The following is an 18,804-nucleotide window of genomic DNA, read 5'->3' on the forward strand; positions in this document are numbered from 1 at the left end:
GAGTTTAGGAGGGAACTGAATGCGGGTACCTAAGAAAGAGCGGCAACGCTTATTGCAAGAAACGATTGATCGCAACCCGTTCATCAAAGACGAAGAGCTGTCGAAACAGTTTGCAGTCAGTATTCAAACGATTCGACTCGATCGGATGGAGTTAAAGATTCCGGAAGTGAGAGAACGGATCAAGCACGTTGCCTCAGAACACCTCGATGAAGTGAAGTCGCTCGCCATGAGCGAGGTCATCGGTGATATGATTGACTTGAAGCTCGATGAATCGGCCATCTCGGTTCTCGACATTGAGAGAGAACACGTCTTTAGCCGCAACGAGATCGCCCGGGGACACGTATTGTTCGCCCAGGCCAACTCGTTAGCGGTGGCGCTCATCAATGATGAATTGGCGTTGACCACTAAAGCGGACATCCGGTTTAGTCGCCAGGTCCATCTTGGAGAGCGAGTCGTTGCCAAGGCTCGTGTGATCAAACTACGTCGGGACGGAAGAACGGACGTCACAGTGGATAGTTATGTCGGCGAAGAGTGTGTCTTTAGCGGAGACTTCACGATCTATCGTCGCGGTGAGGAGGAACAGGCATGAAATTAGCAATCGATGCAATGGGCGGGGATCATGCCCCGAAAGCGATCGTGGAAGGCGTCAAACAGTTTGCCGACGCGTTCCCGAATGAGCAGATGGAACTGTTTTTAGTCGGAGATGAGGTCAAACTCGCCTCTTATGGGTTGACCGACCCGCGAATCAAAATCGTTCCGGCAAGTGAAGTCATCACCGGAGACGATGAGCCGGTCCGGGCCGTCCGCCGTAAAAAGGACAGCTCGCTCGTCGTGGCGGCCAAACTCGTCAAAGACGGAGAGGCCGACGCCCTCGTCTCGGCTGGGAATACCGGCGCCCTCATGGCGGCGTCACTATTCGTCATCGGACGGATTCCCGGCATCGAGCGTCCCGCGTTGTCACCTACGTTCCCTACATATACGGGTAGCGGTGTCGTCATTTTAGACGTCGGGGCCAACCCGGACGCTAAGCCTGAGCACTTGGTCGACTATGCGATCATGGGCTCGCTCTACGCTGAGCACGTCCGCGGCGTCAAGCGCCCGCGCGTCGCGCTACTGAACATCGGGACCGAGGCTGGGAAAGGAAACGCCCTCACGAAAGAGGCGTACCCCCTCCTTGAACAAGCACCGGTCCACTTTGTCGGCAACGTGGAAGCACGTGAGGCGATGTCCGGTGACGTGGACGTCATCGTCACCGAAGGGTTCGCCGGAAACATTTTGCTCAAAGGTGTCGAAGGTTCGTCATCGATGCTCATGAAGATGATGAAAGAGCAGTTCACGAGCGATTTCGTCTCGAAGCTCGCCGCTCTCGTCTTAAAACCGAAGTTGAAACGATTGAAACAAACATTAGATTATCGGGAACACGGTGGAGCCGGGTTATTCGGCATCAACGCCCCGGTCATTAAAGCGCACGGTTCGAGCGATGCGCTCGCCATCATGAGCGCGCTCAAACAGGCGAAAATCATGGTCGATCACGACGTCGTCGCGAAGATCAAGCAAGCCAAAGCCACAAACTAATTCAAAGAAGGTGAGTACATGGGGAAAACAGCATGGGTATTTCCAGGACAAGGGTCACAAGCCGTCGGCATGGGCCAAACGTTCCTCGACAATCCTGAGCAACTGCACGCGATCGGCCGTCGCCTCGGATTTGATTTACTCGACGCCATGGCGGCAGGATCAAAAGAAGAGCTTCAACGGACAGAACTGGCCCAACCGGCCATCGTGGCGCATGCGGCATCACTCGCACAAGCTCACGCCAAAACAGGGGCCGCGCCAGACATGGTGATCGGTCACAGCGTCGGAGAATATGCGGCACTCGTCATCGCCGGCGTCATCGATTTGGAAGAGGCGAGCGTGCTCGTCCACGAACGCGGTAAGCTCATGTCAGAAGTGAAGGATGGGGCGATGGCAGCCGTCATCGGGATGACCGATGTCGACGAGGCGTTCCATGTGACGGAGAAAATCAGTGCTAGCGGGAACCTTGTACAAATCGCCAACTACAACTGTCCGGGTCAGTTCGTCATCTCGGGACACGTCGACGCGGTCAAACAAGCCGAGACGGACTTGAAACAGGCCGGCGCGAAACGCGTCTTACCGCTCAACGTCTCTGGTGCGTTCCACAGCTCGTACATGATGCCAGCCGCGACGCGGTTCAAAGACGTGCTCGCTTCGTCACCGTTCAAACCGGCGGCGATCGGGGTTATCTCGAACGTCGATGCCGAGGTCCACACCGACCCGGAGAAATTGAAAGCACTCCTCACCGAGCAACTGTACGCATCGGTCCGATTCGAGGCGTGTGTCCGCAAAGCGATCGACGCTGGCGTCGACACGTTCATCGAATTCGGTCCGACGTCGCCATTGTCGGGTCTCATCAAGCGAATCGACGCGAACGTGACGATCAAACAGGCGACGACGCTCGAAGAGGTGGCCGCGTTAGGAGGAGAAGTACGTGCATGACCAAGTAGCAATCGTGACAGGCGCGTCCCGGGGGATCGGGGCCGCCATCGCGAAGCGTTTAGGGGAAGACGGCTTTCGGGTCGTCGTGAATTACTCGGGTAGTGTTGAGAAAGCAAAGGCTGTCGTCAGTGAGATTGAAGCGAACGGGGGCGAGGCCATCGCCGTCAAAGCGGACGTCTCAAACGCGGATGACGTGAAGGCGCTCATCAAGACGACGGTCGACACGTTCGGCCGCATCGATTGCCTCGTCAACAATGCGGGCATCACGCGTGACGGTCTACTCATGCGCATGAAAGAGGCTGACTTTGACGATGTCTTGTCGACGAACTTGAAAGGTGCGTTCTTGACGTCGCAAGCCGCGACGCGGACGCTCTTGAAATCGAAGTCGGGCCGCATCATCAATATCGCCTCGGTCGTTGGTATCACGGGCAACGCCGGACAGGCCAACTATGCGGCGGCGAAAGCCGGGCTGATCGGCCTGACCAAATCAGTCGCGCGTGAACTCGCCGGACGCCATGTCACGGTGAACGCCGTCTGTCCTGGATTTATCCAGACGGATATGACCGATGCCTTGACCGACGCCCAGCGTGAGGCGACGCTCGGACAAATCCCGTTCAACCGCTTCGGCCAAGTCGAAGACGTGGCGAACGTCGTCTCATTCCTCGCTTCACACCAAGCGGCTTACGTGACGGGTCAGACGATCGCCGTTGACGGCGGGATGACGATGGCTTAAAATCAGAACTTTACCAATCGAATCACATTTTATATACTTTAATTTGGAGGGATTTTATCATGACAACAGAACAAATCTTAGTAGACGTACAAGCAGCAGTGGCAGAGAAACTCGGGAAAGATGTATCTGAGATCACAGCCGACAAATCATTCAAAGACGACCTCGGTGCGGATTCGCTCGAAGTTATGGAAATGGTCATGGACCTTGAAGACAAATTCGATATCACAATCGAAGATGAAGATGCAGAGAAACTTGCAACTGTCGGCGACGTTGTCGCTTACATCGAAACTAAATTGTAATCAAGCCTCCCACCGCTCGTCATGAGCGGTGGGCTTGTGCTTATTCACGGAGGGAATTATGACAAAGGACAAGCGACGGTTTGACCGTCAAGGGTCGGCGCAACGACGCCGACGAAATGAGCTCGAACGGTCTCGGATTCTCGAGCAGTTCAAGACACTTGAAGAACGGCTATCTGTTCGATTCACGAATCAAGATTTATTGATGCAAGCGTTCACCCACTCCTCATACGTCAACGAACAACGCGGTCTGAAAAAAGACAATGAGCGCTTAGAGTTTCTAGGCGACGCGGTGCTCGAGTTGACGGTGTCTCGGTTTTTGTATGAGACGTATCCGGAGCGCTCCGAGGGGGAATTAACGAAGTTGCGGGCGGCCATCGTCTGTGAGCCGTCACTCGTCAACTTCGCGGAAGCCTATGCTTTCTCTGATTTTATCTTGCTTGGGAAAGGCGAAGAGTTGACCGGCGGTCGCAAGCGTCCGGCGTTACTCGCCGATGTGTTCGAATCCTACATCGGTGCGCTCTATCTGGACCAAGGGATTGAACCAGTCGAACAGTTCCTCGCCGAAGCGGTTTTTCCGAAAGTCTTAGCCGGTGTGTTTGAAGAACAGACTGATTATAAGAGCCAGCTCCAAGAGAGCGTGCAACGCGAAGGGCTCGGGCCCGTCTCGTACACGATTATCGAAGAGCGCGGGCCGGCCCATAGCCGGGAGTTCGTCGCCCACGCCCGTCTGTCTGACGACATCGTCGGGGAAGGCATCGGCCGATCGAAGAAAGAAGCCGAGCAGCTTGCGGCGAAAGAAGCGTTAATCGAATTCAATCGGCAATACGCCGGCCTCTAATACAAAAGGAGTGGACCTCTCAACGGGTCCACTCCTTTTTGTATCATCTAGTTACGTCAATTGCCCGAGTTCTTCGACGATTCCATCCACTTCAGAAATCGACAACGATGAACGATTCATCACGTAGTCGTAAATCTCTTTGACGGCCGAGGCGTCGGCACGGTTATATTCTTCCGCTTTGATAGCGCCGCGGTTGATGATGTTCATTTTGTCGAGAATTTCCTCAATCATTTGTTCGTTAGTCATCGGTCGTACCCCTTTCTACAGTTCTTTTTAGAATAGCATGATTCTAGCATTTTGACGAACTGGCAACTGTGGTAAAATAAACAAATGAATGCTTACTGAGGATAGGATGGTCACGATGCACTTAAAACGAATCGAACTCGCTGGCTTTAAATCGTTTGCCAAGCGGATTGAACTGGATTTTCGTCCCGGCGTCACAGCCGTGGTTGGACCGAACGGGAGCGGAAAATCAAATATATCGGACGCTGTTCGCTGGGTACTCGGTGAGCAGTCGGCCAAATCGCTCCGCGGAGCGAAAATGGAAGATGTTATCTTTGCCGGCAGTGAAGGGGAGAACCATCGTAACGTCGCCGAAGTGACGCTCGTGTTGGACAATACGGACGCCCATTTGCGGCTGCCGTATGAAGAAGTGAGCGTCACGCGCCGCGTCACGCGGAGCGGCGACAGCGACTACTTTATGAACAAGAAGCCGTGCCGTCTCAAAGATGTGATTGACCTGTTCATGGATACGGGTCTGTCGCGTGATGCGTTTGCCATCATCGGCCAAGGCCGGGTCGAGCAGGTCATCTCCGGGAAACCGGAAGACCGCCGGGCCGTCATCGAAGAAGCGGCCGGTGTCTTGAAATACCGCCAGCGTAAAAAACAAGCGGAACGGAAACTGCAGGACACTGAATTGAACTTGTCCCGCGTCGACGATATCTTGTATGAACTCGCCGACCGGGTCGAACCGCTCCGTGAACAAGCCGCGCTCGCCCGTGAGTATCAAGTTGCAAAAGCTCGGCACGATGAGCTCGAGACAGGTATTCTCGGTGCCGAGATTACGGAACTCGGAACAGGAATCACCCGTACGAACGAACAACTCGGGACGGCGTCCGCCCATCTCGCCGAGCAAGACGGCGCGTTGAACGCGATTGTGGCGGAACGGACGGAGCTCGAGGCGACACTCGCCGTCGATCGGGAAACGCTCGATACGCTCCACCAGGACGAACGGACGCAGGCGACCGAACTGGAACGATTGACCGGCGAAATCAAGCTCGCGAAAGCCCGGGAAGAGCACGGGGCGGAAACGAAAGAACGTCTCGAGCGCCAGCGGGTCGAGTTGGCCGAAGAGGCCGAACAGTTGACGCAGAAATTGCACGTGGCCGAGGCGGATTTGGCGTCTCAAACCGAGGCGTTACATACCGTCGAATCGGCACGCGTCAAACTCGACACACAATTGACGGCAGCGACACGCGATTTTAACGCGGAAATCGAACAGCTCCAAGGTGAGGCGTTCGAACTGGCGACGACTCGCGCCACGCTCAGCAATCAACAGAAGCGGGAACGCCGGGATATCGAACAAGCCGAGGAAGCGAAAGCCCGCCTCCTGCGTGAGAACAAGGATCGCCTCGATGTGCGGACCGAACAGACGGCTTCGCTCGAGGCCGAGCAGGCTCGTCTTGACGAAGCGCGTACGACGTGGGAAACGCTGCTCGCGCAAGAAGCCGATTTGACCGAACAAGAGACGACACTGCGGGACAAGCTGGCCCGGGCCGAGCAGTCGTACCACGACCTCGACCGCCGGCGTCAGAAGACCGAGGACCGCATCGAATTGCTCGAGCGGATGAAGCAGTCATATGAAGGCTATTTCCATGCCGTTAAATTCGTGTTGAAAGAACGGGGGCCGGGCGTGCTCGGTGCGGTCGCGGAATTGATTCGCGTTCTCCCGTCCTACGAGGCCGCCATCGAGACGGCGCTCGGTCAGACGCAACAACATATTGTCGTCGAGACGGATGTGGTCGGTCGCCGAGAAATCGACCGGCTACGGAAGGCGAATGCTGGACGGGCCACGTTTGTGCCGATGACGAGCGTGAAGGAACGTTACGTCCCGAGTGAAGTCGCGCACCGGCTCGAATCGCTCGACGGATTCGTCGGCATCGCCGCCGACCTCGTCGAGACGGACCCGGCCTACGACAAATTGAAACGGTCCCTTCTCGGTGCCGTCATCGTCGCCAGCTCACTCGAAGTCGCCAACCGGATCGCCCAGACGACCGGGTATCGCTATCGCATCGTCACGCTCGACGGGGACATCGTCAACGTCGGCGGTTCGATGACCGGGGGTAGCCGGAAGCAAGGCGTCGCCTTGTTCACGCAATCGCGTGAACTCGATGACTTGAAGCACGGATTGACGCAAGGGCTGGCCATGCTCCATGAGCAACAGTTGCGCGTGACGACGTATACCGATGAGATGTCCCGGTTGCGGGAGTCGCTCCAGTCAATCAGGCTCAAGAAACGCGAGGCCGAAGAGACGCTCCGGTCGACGGAACAGGCGTACCGAAGCTTGGAGAGGGTGTCACAAGACGCCAAGGCGCAACTTGAACTGTTCGACCATGAAATGGCCCGCTATGCCCATACGATTGAAGCCGCGACGAACGAATTGACGCGGCTCGCACAAGAGCTCGAGGCGACCGATGCGTTGCAAGCCTCGATTCGGACCGAGCTCGAGGTGCTCCGCGGTGAGCAGGCGAAAGGTGCCGCGACGACGGGGCAACTGCAAGAAGCCATCCGTCAAAACGAACTCGATCGCCAACGGCACACGCTCGACCTCGACCGGGTCCGCTCGGAAGTCGAACGACTCGAGGCCGAGGTCGCCAAACAGACGGCACGCCTTCATCAAATCGAACGTGAGCTCGAACATGTGGCGAGCGGCCGGGTCGTCTCTTCAGCCGAACTCGAGCTCGAACATGTCGAGGCGGTCAAACAGATGGATGCGCTCAAAGCGCGCCTGACGCAACAGTTGAACCAGCTCCATGCCGAAGAAGAATCATATCGGATTCTAAGGCAGCGCGAACAACAGGCGACGGACGTGCGCCGTCGACTCGATGCGGACGTCCGTAAACTCGAGACCGACGTGAACGAACTGGAGTTGAAACGGAAGTGGAAACTCGATGCGCTCGATGAACGTGGACTCGTCTTCGATTTGCTGCCGACGCTCACGATCCCGCTCGATGAGGCGAAAGAGGAGTTCAAACTGCTCGTCCGCCAAATTGAGGAGATTGGTCCGGTCAATTTGAATGCGATTGAGGAGTTCGACCTCGTCAATGAGCGGTTCATGTTCTTGTCTGAACAGCGGGACGACCTCGTCAGCGCCAAAGAGGATTTGTACGACATCATCAACGAGATGGACCGCGAAGTGACACGATTGTTCAAAGAGACGTATACGCTCGTCCGCGGTCACTTCAAACAGACGTTCCAGGAACTGTTCGGTGGCGGCGAGGCCGATTTGAAATTGGTCGATGAATCCGACTTGCTCAATACGGGCATCGATATCGTCGCCAAACCACCCGGTAAGAAACTGCAGACGCTCAGTCTGCTCTCGGGGGGAGAACGGGCCTTGACGGCGATCGCGCTCTTATTCGCGATTTTGAAGACGCGTCCGGTGCCGTTCTGTGTGCTCGATGAAGTCGAGGCAGCGCTCGATGAGGCGAACGTCCATCGGTTCGGGGAGTATATCCGGACGCTGTCGATTGATACGCAGTTCGTCATCATCACGCACCGGAAAGGGACGATGGAGGCGGCGGATACGCTCTACGGCGTGACGATGCAACAAAACGGGGTCTCCGAGGTGCTTTCGGTCGAACTATCTGAAGCGAAGCGCGTCGTTGAGACGGAAGAAGAGATGGAGGAATTAAGTTGAGTTTTTTTAAGAAGCTAAAAGATAAATTGACGACCTCGACGCAAGAAGCGTCACAAAAGTTTACCGATGGATTGACAAAGACCCGCGACGGGTTCGCGAATGCCGTCAACGATCTCGTCTATCGGTTCCGCGAAGTCGATGAGGATTTCTTCGATGAACTCGAGGATCTGCTCATCCAGGCGGACGTCGGGGTGACGACGACGATGGACCTCGTCGAAGATTTGAAAGAAGAAGTGAAGCGCCGCAACTTGAAAGATCCGGTCGCTGTCCGCGATGCGCTCGTCGAAGTCGTGGCGAAGCGACTCCAAGAGGACGAGTCGGACCGTGAGTTGAACATGCAAGACGGATTGACGGTCATCTTGTTCGTCGGCGTCAACGGCGTCGGCAAGACGACGACGATCGGCAAGCTCGCCCATCAATTGAAGTCGGAAGGCCGTTCGGTCATGCTTGCGGCGGGCGACACGTTCCGGGCAGGTGCCATCGACCAGCTCCAAGTATGGGGCGAACGCGTCGGAGTCCCGGTCATCCGTCAAGCCGAAGGTTCGGATCCGGCCGCGGTCGTGTTCGACGCCGTCCAGGCAGCGAAATCACGCGGTGTCGACGTCTTGATTTGTGACACGGCCGGACGTTTGCAAAACAAGGTCAACTTGATGAACGAGCTTGAAAAAGTGAAGCGGGTCATCGAGCGTGAAGTGCCGAACGGACCGCATGAAGTGTTGCTCGCGCTTGACGCGACGACAGGGCAGAACGCGATGGTCCAGGCGAAAGCGTTCAAACAAGCGACGAACGTGAGCGGCATCGTCTTGACGAAGCTCGATGGCACGGCCAAAGGCGGTATCGTGCTCGCGATTCGAAACGAGCTCGATATTCCGGTCAAATACGTCGGGCTCGGCGAGAAAATCGATGATTTACAAGCGTTCGACCCGGAACAGTTCGTATACGGATTATTCGGGGACATCTTCGAAGAAAAACAACAGACAAACGATGACCTCGCCTAAGTTTCTCTGTTAAGAAAAAAACTTGACAAGAGCTAGGGACGGCTGTACTATTGGTAGTTGTAAAGGGATTTCACTTAACATGTGGAGGTGGAGGTCATGTCGCTCGAAAAGACGAATCGAATGAACTACTTGTTCGATTTTTATCAAGCACTACTCACACCGAAACAGCGCAACTATATGTCTCTTTATTACCTAGATGACTACTCGCTCGGAGAGATTGCGGAAGAGTTTGAAGTCAGCCGTCAAGCGGTCTACGATAACATAAAGCGTACCGAAGCGATGCTTGAGCAGTATGAGGAAAAGTTGGCCTTGTTCGAGAAGTTCGAACAGCGGCAACAACTGCTTCAGACGCTCAAACGTCAAGTCGAGCATTCGCCCGACGCGACGGAAACGATTTCGGCGCTTGAGAATTTAGAGTAGGGGGCTGAAGCATGGCATTTGAAGGATTATCCGAACGGTTGCAATCGACACTGGCGAAAATGCGGGGGAAAGGTAAAATTTCCGAAGCAGATGTCAAAGAGATGATGAGAGAAGTTCGTCTCGCTCTCCTTGAAGCCGATGTCAACTTCAAAGTGGTCAAACAGTTCGTCAACGACGTGAAAGAACGGGCCATCGGCCAAGACGTCATGAAATCGTTGACACCGGGCCAACAAGTTGTCAAAATCGTTCATGAAGAGCTAACGACTTTGATGGGGAGCGACGTCGTCCCGATCACATTTAACCCAAAACCACCGACAGTCGTCATGATGGTCGGGTTACAAGGTGCGGGGAAAACGACGACGACCGGAAAGCTCGCGAACTTGATTCGCAAAAAGCATAACCGGAGTCCACTTCTCGTCGCGGCGGATATTTATCGGCCCGCGGCCATCAAACAGCTCGAGACACTCGGCAAGCAACTCGATTTACCGGTGTTCTCACTTGGCGACCAAGTGAAGCCGGAAGAAATCGTCACAAAAGCGCTCGAGTACGCCAAAACCAATCATCACGATTTCGTGTTGATCGATACGGCCGGTCGCCTTCACATCGACGAGACGCTCATGGGCGAACTCGAAAACGTGAAGACGATTGCCAAACCAAATGAAATCTTCCTCGTCGTCGATGCGATGACGGGTCAAGATGCGGTCAATGTGGCCGACAGCTTCAATGAGAAACTCGGAATCACCGGCGTCGTGCTCACAAAGCTCGACGGTGATACACGTGGTGGGGCAGCCCTTTCAATCAAGGCAGTCACGGGAGCGCCGATTAAGTTCGTCGGTCTCGGTGAAAAGTTGGATGCCCTCGAACCATTCCACCCGGAACGCATGGCGTCACGGATTCTTGGGATGGGGGACGTGCTCACACTCATTGAAAAAGCCGAGTCACAGATGGACCAAGATGCTGCGAAGGAGCTTGAAAGCAAAATTCGCGATGCATCGTTCACGTTCGATGATTTTATCGAGCAGTTGGGTCAAGTGAAAAACATGGGCCCAATTGATGAATTGCTCTCGATGTTACCTGGTGCAGGTAAGATGAAAGGGTTGAAGAACGTCCAAATCGACGAGAAGCAACTCGATCATGTCGAGGCGATCATTCGCTCGATGACAAAGCATGAGCGCTCCAATCCTGAAGTGCTCAACGCGAGTCGTCGCAAGCGAATCGCAAAAGGGAGCGGTCGTTCCATCCAGGAAGTGAACCGTCTCATCAAACAGTTCGATGACATGAAGAAGCTCATGAAGCAGATGTCAGGACAAATGAAAGGGAAGAAAAAAGGTCTCGGCCTTCCGTTCTTCTAAGAAAACTTTTGTCAGTCGGGCAAAAAAACAGTATACTATTAAAGTTGTCAATTCTTAAACACATGATGGAGGTATATTACCATGGCAGTTAAAATTCGTCTCAAGCGCATGGGCGCAAACAAATCACCTTTCTACCGGATCGTTGTAGCTGATTCACGTTCACCACGTGATGGCCGTTTCATCGAGCAACTCGGTCACTACAACCCGGTTGCAAAACCAGAAGCAGAAGTTCGCATCAACGAAGAACTCGCTCTCAAATGGTTGGCAGACGGCGCGAAGCCATCTGACACAGTACGTAACTTGTTCTCTAAAGCAGGGATCATGGAGAAATTCCACAACGCGAAAAACGCGAAGTAAGGATGTGGCCGACCTTTTATGAGGTCGGCCCATTTTTTTGAGGAGGCATAACAATGGAATGGTTACACGTAGGTAAGATCGCCAATACCCACGGCTTGAAAGGGGAACTGAAGTTGCTCGCCGCGACCGATTTCCCGGCCGAACGCTTCAAGAAAGGCGAGACGCTCTATTTGGACGTCGATGGCAAGAAGCTCCCGTTCGAGGTGACGACGTATCGTCCGCATAAGCAGTTCCATCTCGTGACGTTCAAAGGGCTTGAGAATATCAATCTCGTCGAGAAGTATAAAGGGATGAAACTATACGTTCACGTCGAGCACGTTCACGAGTTACCGGAGCATGAGTTTTACTATCATGAGATTATCGGTTGCGAGGCCGTCGTCGACGGTGAGGTCATCGGTGTCGTCGACGATATCTTCGAGACTGGTGCCAACGACGTCTGGGTCATCAAACGCCCTGGCAAGTCGGACGCCCTCATCCCGTACATCGAATCGGTCGTGAGCGACATCGATGTCGAGGCGAAACGTGTCGTCATCACCCCGATTCCGGGAATGATTGACGATGAAGATTGATGTTTTAACGTTATTCCCCGAGATGTTCGCCCCGCTCGATCATTCAATCGTCGGACGGGCCCGTGCCCTCGGACAAGTCGAGATGGCGTTCACGAACTTCCGTGACTTCTCGACGAACAAACACCATAAGGTCGACGACTACCCGTACGGAGGCGGGGCGGGCATGTTGCTCACCCCGCAGCCGATCTTTGACGCCTTCGACGCCATCGACAAGAAGCGTCCCCGCGTCATCGTCACGACGCCGACCGGACGCCGTTTCGACCAACAGATGGCGGAAGCATGGGCGTCCGAGGAACACTTGATCTTTTTATGCGGCCATTATGAAGGGTTCGACCAACGGATTCATGATGAGCTCGCGACGGACGAAGTGTCAATCGGTGACTTCGTCATGACCGGCGGTGAGCTCGCCGCGATGGTCATGATCGATGCGACGGTCCGTCTCATCCCGGAAGTACTCGGCGATCAGGCGAGCCATGAAGATGACTCGTTCTCGACAGGGCTACTCGAATATCCGCACTATACACGCCCAGCGGAGTTCCGTGATCTGAAGGTGCCTGACGTCCTCTTGTCGGGCAATCACGCCAAAATCGAAGCGTGGCGCCGAGAGCAGTCGCTCCTGCGCACGTATCGCCGGCGACCGGACCTGCTCGAGCGCATCGAACTGTCGAAGGCAGATAAAAAATTCATTGAATCGTTGCGCGATTGACCGAATTGTGCTATGTTTGAGCATGTGGGTTAACCCCACCAATTACCGATGTTCCGCTGTTGGATGCTTGGGCAGATGAAGATATGAACATTGAAGAAAAAGGAGAACTATTCATGAACACACAAAAACTGTTCCGTGAAATCACAGAAGAACAATTCAAATCAGACGTACCTGCTTTCCGTCCTGGTGACACAGTACGTGTCCACGTTAAAGTCGTAGAGGGAACGCGCGAGCGTATCCAGATCTTCGAAGGCGTAGTCATCAAGCGTAAGGGTGGCGGCATCGGCGAAACATTCACAGTTCGTAAGATTTCTTACGGCGTAGGTGTTGAGCGTGCATTCCCGCTTCACTCACCACGTGTCGCGCAAATCGAAGTCGTTCGTTACGGTAAAGTCCGTCGTGCGAAACTCTACTACCTCCGCAACCTTCGCGGTAAAGCAGCACGTATTAAAGAAATCCGTCGTTAAGATGGGGATTAAGCTTGTCGCTTGCGACAAGCTTCTTTTTTTCTAGTACAATAAGTTCAAACGGACAGAGGAGTGAGGCAAGTTGAAAGAAGTGTTCAGTTGGCTTAAGGCGATCGTCGTTGCGCTCGTCATCGCGTTCGTGATCCGGACGTTCATCTTTGTACCTGTCATCGTCGAAGGAGAGTCGATGATGCCGACGCTCCAAAATGCCGATCGCATGATCGTCAGCAAAATCTCGAACTACGTCGGTGAGCTCGACCGAGGCGATATTATCGTCTTCCACGCGACAGAATCGAAAGACTATATCAAACGCGTCATCGCCATTCCTGGCGACACGCTCGAATATCGGGACGACACGCTTTATTTGAATGATGAGGCGGTCGAAGAACCGTATTTAGAGGATTTCCAGGCACAGATGAACGGCTTTCCTCTTACCGAAAACTTTACGCTCGAACAAGTGACGGGCGAGACGGTCGTCCCTGAAGGCTCGTACTTCGTCATGGGTGACAATCGTCAAAACTCGAAAGACAGCCGTGAAATCGGCTTTGTCCCGAAAGAGGACGTCGTCGGCAAAACGAACTTCGTGTTCTGGCCGCTCGGTGATTTCGGGACCGTACAAGAATAAGGTGGTGTTTGTTTGGCAATTCAATGGTTCCCTGGCCACATGGCCAAGGCACGAAGACAAGTAACAGAAAAGTTAAAGCTCATCGATGTCGTCATCGAACTCGTCGATGCACGTGTTCCACAATCGAGCCGTAACCCGATGGTCGATGAGATCACGGAAGGCAAACCGCGTCTCATCGTCTTGAATAAAGCCGATATGGCCGATCCGGTCGTCACTGACGCCTGGCTCCGCGCCTTGAAGCGCGATGACATCGAGGTCGTCGCCGTCGACGCGAAACATAGCAAAGGCTTGAAACAGCTCATGTCGGGCGCCGAGAAGCTCATGCAAGAGAAGCATGACCGCATGCGTGAGAAAGGCCGGAACCCCGGCCCGATCCGCGCGCTCATCATCGGCATCCCGAACGTCGGCAAGTCGACGCTCATCAACCGTCTCGCCGGACGTAACATCGCTGTCACCGGCGACCGTCCGGGTGTCACGAAGCGTCAGCAATGGATCAAGATGAAAGGCGGCGAGATGGAATTGCTCGATACGCCAGGGATTCTTTGGCCGAAGTTCGAGGACCAGATGGTCGGCTATCGCTTGGCGGCGACCGGTGCCATCAAGGATGATATCTTGAACCTTGATGATATCGCGCTCTATACGGCCCGCGAACTGTCGGCCCGCTATCCGGACCAGTTGAAAGAGCGATTCAAAATCGATCAACTGCCGGAAGATGCCGTCGAACTGCTCGAATTGATCGGGAAGAAACGTGGACTCGTCAGCGGCGGTTACGTCGATTTCGAGAAAGCGAGCGAATTACTATTGAACGAACTGCGTCATGAGAAAATCGGACGCGTCTCCCTCGAGACGCCGGCCGACCATGACATGGCGTGAAGTCCTGTGCAAACAGGGCTTTTTTGAATAGGAGGAACGGAATGACGATTCAAGCGATTAAACAACGGCTACAGACGGTCCGATATGAAGAGTGGGAGCAGGTACGGGCCGAGTTGAAAGACGACCCGCGGACGGGTGTCCAGACGCTCATCCGGCAACGGGAGCGACAGTTCGCACAAGAACATGCCCTCCGTGCCGACTATACGGCCCGTAAGGCGTTCGAAGACGATTGGAAGGCCCAAGGGTTCCGTCTCATCGGCGGCGTCGACGAGGTCGGTCGAGGGCCGCTCGCGGGACCAGTCGTCGCGGCGGCTGTCATCTTGCCCGAAGGGTTTTATCATCCCGGCCTGAACGATTCGAAAAAGATGTCGAAACGGGCGCGGGAACTGGCATACCGCATCCTCATGGACGAGGCATCGGTCGGTGTCGGCATCGTCGACGCTGACGTGATCGACCAGGTCAATATTTATGAGGCGACGAAACTGGCGATGGTGGAAGCGGTCCGGCAGCTCGGAACGGTCGATGCGCTGTTGATTGACGCGATGCGCCTCGATCTCGACATCCCGCAGCAGTCGCTCATCAAAGGGGATGCCCGGAGTGTCTCGATTGCGGCGGCGAGCGTCGTCGCCAAAGTCGTGCGCGACAACATGATGGAGGATTACGCTATTCTCTATCCCGGGTACGGGTTCGAACGGAATGCGGGTTATGGCACGAAAGACCATTTGACCGGCCTCGCGGAACACGGCATCACACCGATTCACCGGAAGTCGTTCGCACCGATTAAACAGATGTAGGAGGGGAAACGATGCGCATCGATCACCAAGGCGTCCTGCCGTTCAAGGTCACCGAACAAAATTCACGGCAACTGCTCGTCGGCAATACGGTCGTCGGCCGGGTGCTCCAACTGTTGCCGGGAGGCGAGGCGGTCATGCAGCTGCCGCAAGGCATGTTCCGGGTCGGGGTGAACGCCGACGTCAAAGAGAACGTGACGTACAAGATGGTCGTCACCGAGCTCGAACCGAAACTCGTCTTGAAGGTCGTGCCGCAACAAATCGAGGCGCAGCAGGCCCAACGGTCACCGCTCGCCCAGCTCGGCAGCGAGCTCGGGCGCCTGGCTCGCCAACCACTCGCTACGCCCGAGCCGCTCCAGGCGCAAGGCCGGCAGCTGCTCGAGAGCGGGGCCGGTGCTGACGTGAAGCAACTCGTTGGCGAGCTGTTCAAAGCGAAAGGCGACCCGAAGTTCGAACAGTTCGTCCGGGCCCAGGAGACGTTCAACGCCGTGCAGACCCCGCCGTTCGTCGTTCAAGCATTTCACATACCGCATTTAGGGCCGTTTGAACAAGTGCGGTTCCGTCTCGAGGCGCCGAAAGGCGAGGTCATCGACTCCGACCACGCCCGTATCGTTCTATTCCTCGAGACCCCGAAGTATGGAGAGACGGGCATCGATTTGCTCGTCCAGAAGCGGCACGTGTCGGTTAAAGTGTTCAACGAGCAACATGACTTGAGTCCGTTCGTCAACGCCTACGAGCCGTTGCTCGGTCGGGCACTCGAAGCGAGCGGCTATGAGCTGTCCCGCTTCTCGTTCGAAGCAAAGCGTGAAACGGTGCCGGACACGTTCGCCCCACTCGGAAAGGTGGACCAACGCGTATGACCGATCGCAAACAAGCCATCGCCTTGTCCTATGAGCAATCGATGGAGTCACCGCGCGTCGTCGCCAAAGGGGGCGGACTCGTCGCCGAGCGCATGCTCGCGCTCGCGCAAGCGAACGGTGTGCCGATTCATGAGGACCCGGCCTTACTGTCACTCTTGTCCGCGCTACAGATTGAAGAGCAGATTCCAGACGACCTGTACCAGGTCATCGCCGAGCTTTTCGTGTTTCTTTATCAGATGGAACAAGGAAAAATCGAGGATGTCTAGGGGTAGATGTGAAAAAAAGATGAAAACTTAAAGCAAGAACGATAGACAGCGCTTTCAGTTTTTCGTTACAATAGACGTGCCGATATTAAAGGGGACTAAGGGGGAAACGAAATGAATATCCATGAGTATCAGGCGAAAGAATTGCTTCGGGCGTTTGGAGTGGCCGTACCTACGGGCTATCCAGCGTTCACGGTTGAAGAAGCAGTCTCAGCCGCCGCCAAGCTAGACGGTGAACTAAAAGTTGTCAAAGCTCAGATTCACGCAGGAGGCCGCGGTAAAGCCGGCGGTGTCAAACTTGCGAAGTCAGATGAAGAAGTCAAACAGTACGCGTCAGAGATTCTCGGCAAGACGCTCGTCACGCATCAGACTGGACCAGAAGGAAAAGTCGTGCAACGCCTTTACATTGAAGAAGGCTCTGCCATTGACCAAGAATTTTACTTAGGACTTGTGCTTGACCGTTCGATCGGCCGAATTGTCATCATGGGTTCATCAGAAGGCGGTATGGACATCGAGGAAGTCGCTGAACATACACCTGAAAAGATTCATAAAGAAGTCGTCGACCCAGTCGTCGGACTCCGTTCGTTCCAAGCACGCCGTCTCGCGTTCAAGATGGAAGTGCCGACCAAACTCGTCAACAAATTCAGCGACATGGTCATGAAATTGTATAAAGTGTACGTCGAGACAGATTGCACGATCGCGGAAATCAACCCGCTCGTCACGACGAAAGACGGCAACGTCATCGCACTCGATGCGAAGCTCAACTTCGACAGCAACGCGCTTTATCGTCATAAAGACATCGTCGACCTTCGCGACACGACAGAAGAAGATCCGCGTGAAGTCGAGGCGTCAAAACACGATCTTAGCTATATCGCGCTCGACGGCAACATCGGTTGCCTCGTTAACGGGGCTGGCTTGGCGATGGCGACGATGGATATCATCAAGCATTACGGCGCCGAACCCGCTAACTTCCTTGATGTAGGCGGCGGTGCAACGAAAGAAAAAGTAACGGAAGCGTTCAAATTGATTTTGTCAGACGACCAAGTCAAAGGAATCTTCGTTAACATCTTTGGTGGCATCATGAAGTGTGACATCATTGCTGAAGGTATCGTCGCGGCGACGAAAGAAATCGGTCTCGATTTGCCACTCGTCGTCCGGTTAGAAGGCACGAACGTGGATGCGGGACGACGCATTCTCGATGAATCTGGACTTGCGATCACTTCGGCGAGCTCGATGGCTGACGGTGCAGAAAAAATCGCGGCACTCGTTCGATAAGGGGGAAACGACATGAGTATTTGGGCGAATCAAGATACAAAAGTGATCATTCAAGGGATCACGGGGAAACAAGGTCTGTTCCACGGCGAACAGATGCTGGCATATAACACGAAATTGGTCGGAGGGGTGACACCTGGTAAAGGTGGCACGACCGTCCTTGACGGCGTACCGGTCTTCAACACCGTATCCGAGGCAGTCGAAGCGACTGGCGCGAACGCGTCAATCATCTACGTGCCACCTGCGTTCGCAGCCGATTCGATTATGGAAGCGGCCGATAGCGGCATCGAGTTGATCATCTGTATCACAGAAGGTATCCCGGTCATCGACATGATTCAAGTGAAGCGTTACCTCGAGGACAAACCGGCCCGTCTCATCGGACCGAACTGCCCGGGGATCATCACGCCAGGGGAAGCGAAACTTGGCATCATGCCAGGCTATATCCACACGAAAGGGCACGTCGGCATCGTCTCGCGCTCAGGGACGCTCACATACGAAGCGGTCCATCAGTTGACGACTGCCGGAATCGGACAATCGACAGCTGTCGGGATTGGTGGAGACCCGGTCAACGGAACGAACTTCATCGACACGCTCCAAGCGTTCAATGAAGACGAGGACACGAAAGCGGTCATCATGATCGGTGAAATCGGTGGAACGGCTGAAGAAGAAGCTGCTGAATGGGTGAAAGCGAACATGACGAAACCGGTCATCGGTTTCATCGGTGGACAAACAGCCCCTGAAGGCAAGCGGATGGGCCATGCCGGCGCCATCATCTCAGGCGGAAAAGGTACAGCTGCTGAGAAAATTAAGACGTTGAACGCCAACGGGATTGAAGTCGCCGAGACGCCTGCCGTCATCGGAGAGACGCTCATCCGGGTGTTGAAACAACAAGGTTTGTATGAAGCTTGCGTGACGGGTCAACCGACAACGTAAACCATTCGGAATGAG

Annotated in this window: 22 protein-coding genes; 21 read left to right on the forward strand and 1 reads right to left on the reverse strand. The window is 54.7% G+C overall.

The window, feature by feature from the left end; genetic code table 11:
- Positions 1 to 19: 19 nt before the first annotated feature.
- From fapR to rnc, 6 genes are read left to right on the forward strand one after another with little or no spacing between them, the layout of a single operon-like run.
- Entirely contained in the window at positions 20 to 589 is a 570-nt protein-coding gene (gene fapR / locus KNP67_RS02325; protein ID WP_021067087.1) for a transcription factor FapR, read from the forward strand.
- On the forward strand, positions 586 to 1,575 hold the full coding sequence (plsX, locus tag KNP67_RS02330; protein ID WP_021067088.1) for a phosphate acyltransferase PlsX: 990 nt from the start codon (positions 586 to 588) through the stop codon (positions 1,573 to 1,575). The genes fapR and plsX overlap by 4 nt, the downstream gene beginning before the upstream one ends.
- Positions 1,576 to 1,593: 18 nt before the next feature.
- A complete protein-coding gene (gene fabD / locus KNP67_RS02335; RefSeq protein ID WP_029595712.1) occupies positions 1,594 to 2,514 on the forward strand; it encodes an ACP S-malonyltransferase in 921 nt (306 codons plus the stop codon).
- On the forward strand, positions 2,507 to 3,247 hold the full coding sequence (fabG, locus tag KNP67_RS02340; protein ID WP_021067090.1) for a 3-oxoacyl-[acyl-carrier-protein] reductase: 741 nt from the start codon (positions 2,507 to 2,509) through the stop codon (positions 3,245 to 3,247). The genes fabD and fabG overlap by 8 nt, the downstream gene beginning before the upstream one ends.
- A gap of 59 nt (positions 3,248 to 3,306) precedes the next feature.
- On the forward strand, positions 3,307 to 3,546 hold the full coding sequence (gene acpP / locus KNP67_RS02345) for an acyl carrier protein (protein WP_021067091.1): 240 nt from the start codon (positions 3,307 to 3,309) through the stop codon (positions 3,544 to 3,546).
- Between the two features lie 58 nt (positions 3,547 to 3,604).
- Positions 3,605 to 4,384, forward strand: a complete 780-nt coding sequence (rnc, locus tag KNP67_RS02350; RefSeq protein WP_021067092.1) for a ribonuclease III — start codon at positions 3,605 to 3,607, stop codon at positions 4,382 to 4,384.
- A gap of 51 nt (positions 4,385 to 4,435) precedes the next feature.
- Here rnc and KNP67_RS02355 read toward each other — a convergent pair whose 3' ends face one another.
- Positions 4,436 to 4,630: a DUF1128 family protein gene (locus KNP67_RS02355; RefSeq protein ID WP_021067093.1), complete on the reverse strand. Its 195-nt coding sequence runs from the start codon at positions 4,628 to 4,630 to the stop codon at positions 4,436 to 4,438.
- 115 nt (positions 4,631 to 4,745) lie between these two features.
- On the opposite strand from KNP67_RS02355, the gene smc reads away from it, so the two are divergent.
- The 15 genes from smc (at position 4,746) to sucD (ending at position 18,789) form a co-directional block, all read left to right on the forward strand.
- Complete coding sequence (gene smc / locus KNP67_RS02360) at positions 4,746 to 8,303, forward strand: chromosome segregation protein SMC (protein ID WP_214755789.1); 3,558 nt, start codon at positions 4,746 to 4,748, stop codon at positions 8,301 to 8,303.
- Entirely contained in the window at positions 8,300 to 9,301 is a 1,002-nt protein-coding gene (ftsY, locus tag KNP67_RS02365) for a signal recognition particle-docking protein FtsY (RefSeq protein ID WP_021067095.1), read from the forward strand. The genes smc and ftsY overlap by 4 nt, the downstream gene beginning before the upstream one ends.
- A gap of 96 nt (positions 9,302 to 9,397) precedes the next feature.
- Positions 9,398 to 9,721, forward strand: coding sequence for a putative DNA-binding protein (locus KNP67_RS02370; RefSeq protein ID WP_021067096.1), 324 nt, complete (start codon positions 9,398 to 9,400; stop codon positions 9,719 to 9,721).
- Between the two features lie 11 nt (positions 9,722 to 9,732).
- The gene (gene ffh / locus KNP67_RS02375) at positions 9,733 to 11,073 is read left to right on the forward strand and encodes a signal recognition particle protein (RefSeq protein WP_021067097.1); all 1,341 of its coding nucleotides are present in this window, start codon (positions 9,733 to 9,735) and stop codon (positions 11,071 to 11,073) included.
- Between the two features lie 81 nt (positions 11,074 to 11,154).
- Positions 11,155 to 11,430, forward strand: a complete 276-nt coding sequence (gene rpsP, locus KNP67_RS02380; RefSeq protein WP_021067098.1) for a 30S ribosomal protein S16 — start codon at positions 11,155 to 11,157, stop codon at positions 11,428 to 11,430.
- Positions 11,431 to 11,483: 53 nt separating this feature from the next.
- Positions 11,484 to 11,999, forward strand: coding sequence for a ribosome maturation factor RimM (rimM, locus tag KNP67_RS02385; protein ID WP_214755792.1), 516 nt, complete (start codon positions 11,484 to 11,486; stop codon positions 11,997 to 11,999).
- Positions 11,989 to 12,705, forward strand: coding sequence for a tRNA (guanosine(37)-N1)-methyltransferase TrmD (gene trmD / locus KNP67_RS02390; RefSeq protein WP_214755793.1), 717 nt, complete (start codon positions 11,989 to 11,991; stop codon positions 12,703 to 12,705). The genes rimM and trmD overlap by 11 nt, the downstream gene beginning before the upstream one ends.
- 113 nt (positions 12,706 to 12,818) lie before the next feature.
- Entirely contained in the window at positions 12,819 to 13,172 is a 354-nt protein-coding gene (gene rplS / locus KNP67_RS02395; RefSeq protein ID WP_021067101.1) for a 50S ribosomal protein L19, read from the forward strand.
- Between the two features lie 82 nt (positions 13,173 to 13,254).
- Entirely contained in the window at positions 13,255 to 13,797 is a 543-nt protein-coding gene (gene lepB / locus KNP67_RS02400) for a signal peptidase I (RefSeq protein WP_021067102.1), read from the forward strand.
- A gap of 12 nt (positions 13,798 to 13,809) precedes the next feature.
- Positions 13,810 to 14,670 carry a ribosome biogenesis GTPase YlqF gene (gene ylqF, locus KNP67_RS02405; RefSeq protein WP_021067103.1) on the forward strand — a complete coding sequence of 287 codons (861 nt, stop codon included), beginning with the start codon at positions 13,810 to 13,812 and terminating at the stop codon, positions 14,668 to 14,670.
- Positions 14,671 to 14,711: 41 nt separating this feature from the next.
- Positions 14,712 to 15,464 carry a ribonuclease HII gene (locus KNP67_RS02410; RefSeq protein WP_214755795.1) on the forward strand — a complete coding sequence of 251 codons (753 nt, stop codon included), beginning with the start codon at positions 14,712 to 14,714 and terminating at the stop codon, positions 15,462 to 15,464.
- Between the two features lie 11 nt (positions 15,465 to 15,475).
- Complete coding sequence (locus tag KNP67_RS02415; protein ID WP_214713795.1) at positions 15,476 to 16,321, forward strand: hypothetical protein; 846 nt, start codon at positions 15,476 to 15,478, stop codon at positions 16,319 to 16,321.
- Positions 16,318 to 16,587, forward strand: coding sequence for an EscU/YscU/HrcU family type III secretion system export apparatus switch protein (locus tag KNP67_RS02420; protein ID WP_021067106.1), 270 nt, complete (start codon positions 16,318 to 16,320; stop codon positions 16,585 to 16,587). The genes KNP67_RS02415 and KNP67_RS02420 overlap by 4 nt, the downstream gene beginning before the upstream one ends.
- A gap of 111 nt (positions 16,588 to 16,698) precedes the next feature.
- Positions 16,699 to 17,859, forward strand: a complete 1,161-nt coding sequence (gene sucC, locus KNP67_RS02425) for an ADP-forming succinate--CoA ligase subunit beta (RefSeq protein ID WP_029595707.1) — start codon at positions 16,699 to 16,701, stop codon at positions 17,857 to 17,859.
- A gap of 12 nt (positions 17,860 to 17,871) precedes the next feature.
- Positions 17,872 to 18,789, forward strand: coding sequence for a succinate--CoA ligase subunit alpha (sucD, locus tag KNP67_RS02430; protein WP_021067108.1), 918 nt, complete (start codon positions 17,872 to 17,874; stop codon positions 18,787 to 18,789).
- Positions 18,790 to 18,804: the final 15 nt, after the last annotated feature.

It is taken from the genome of Exiguobacterium sp. s157 (genome assembly GCF_018618205.1).
GTDB classification, from domain to species: domain Bacteria; phylum Bacillota; class Bacilli; order Exiguobacteriales; family Exiguobacteriaceae; genus Exiguobacterium; species Exiguobacterium chiriqhucha.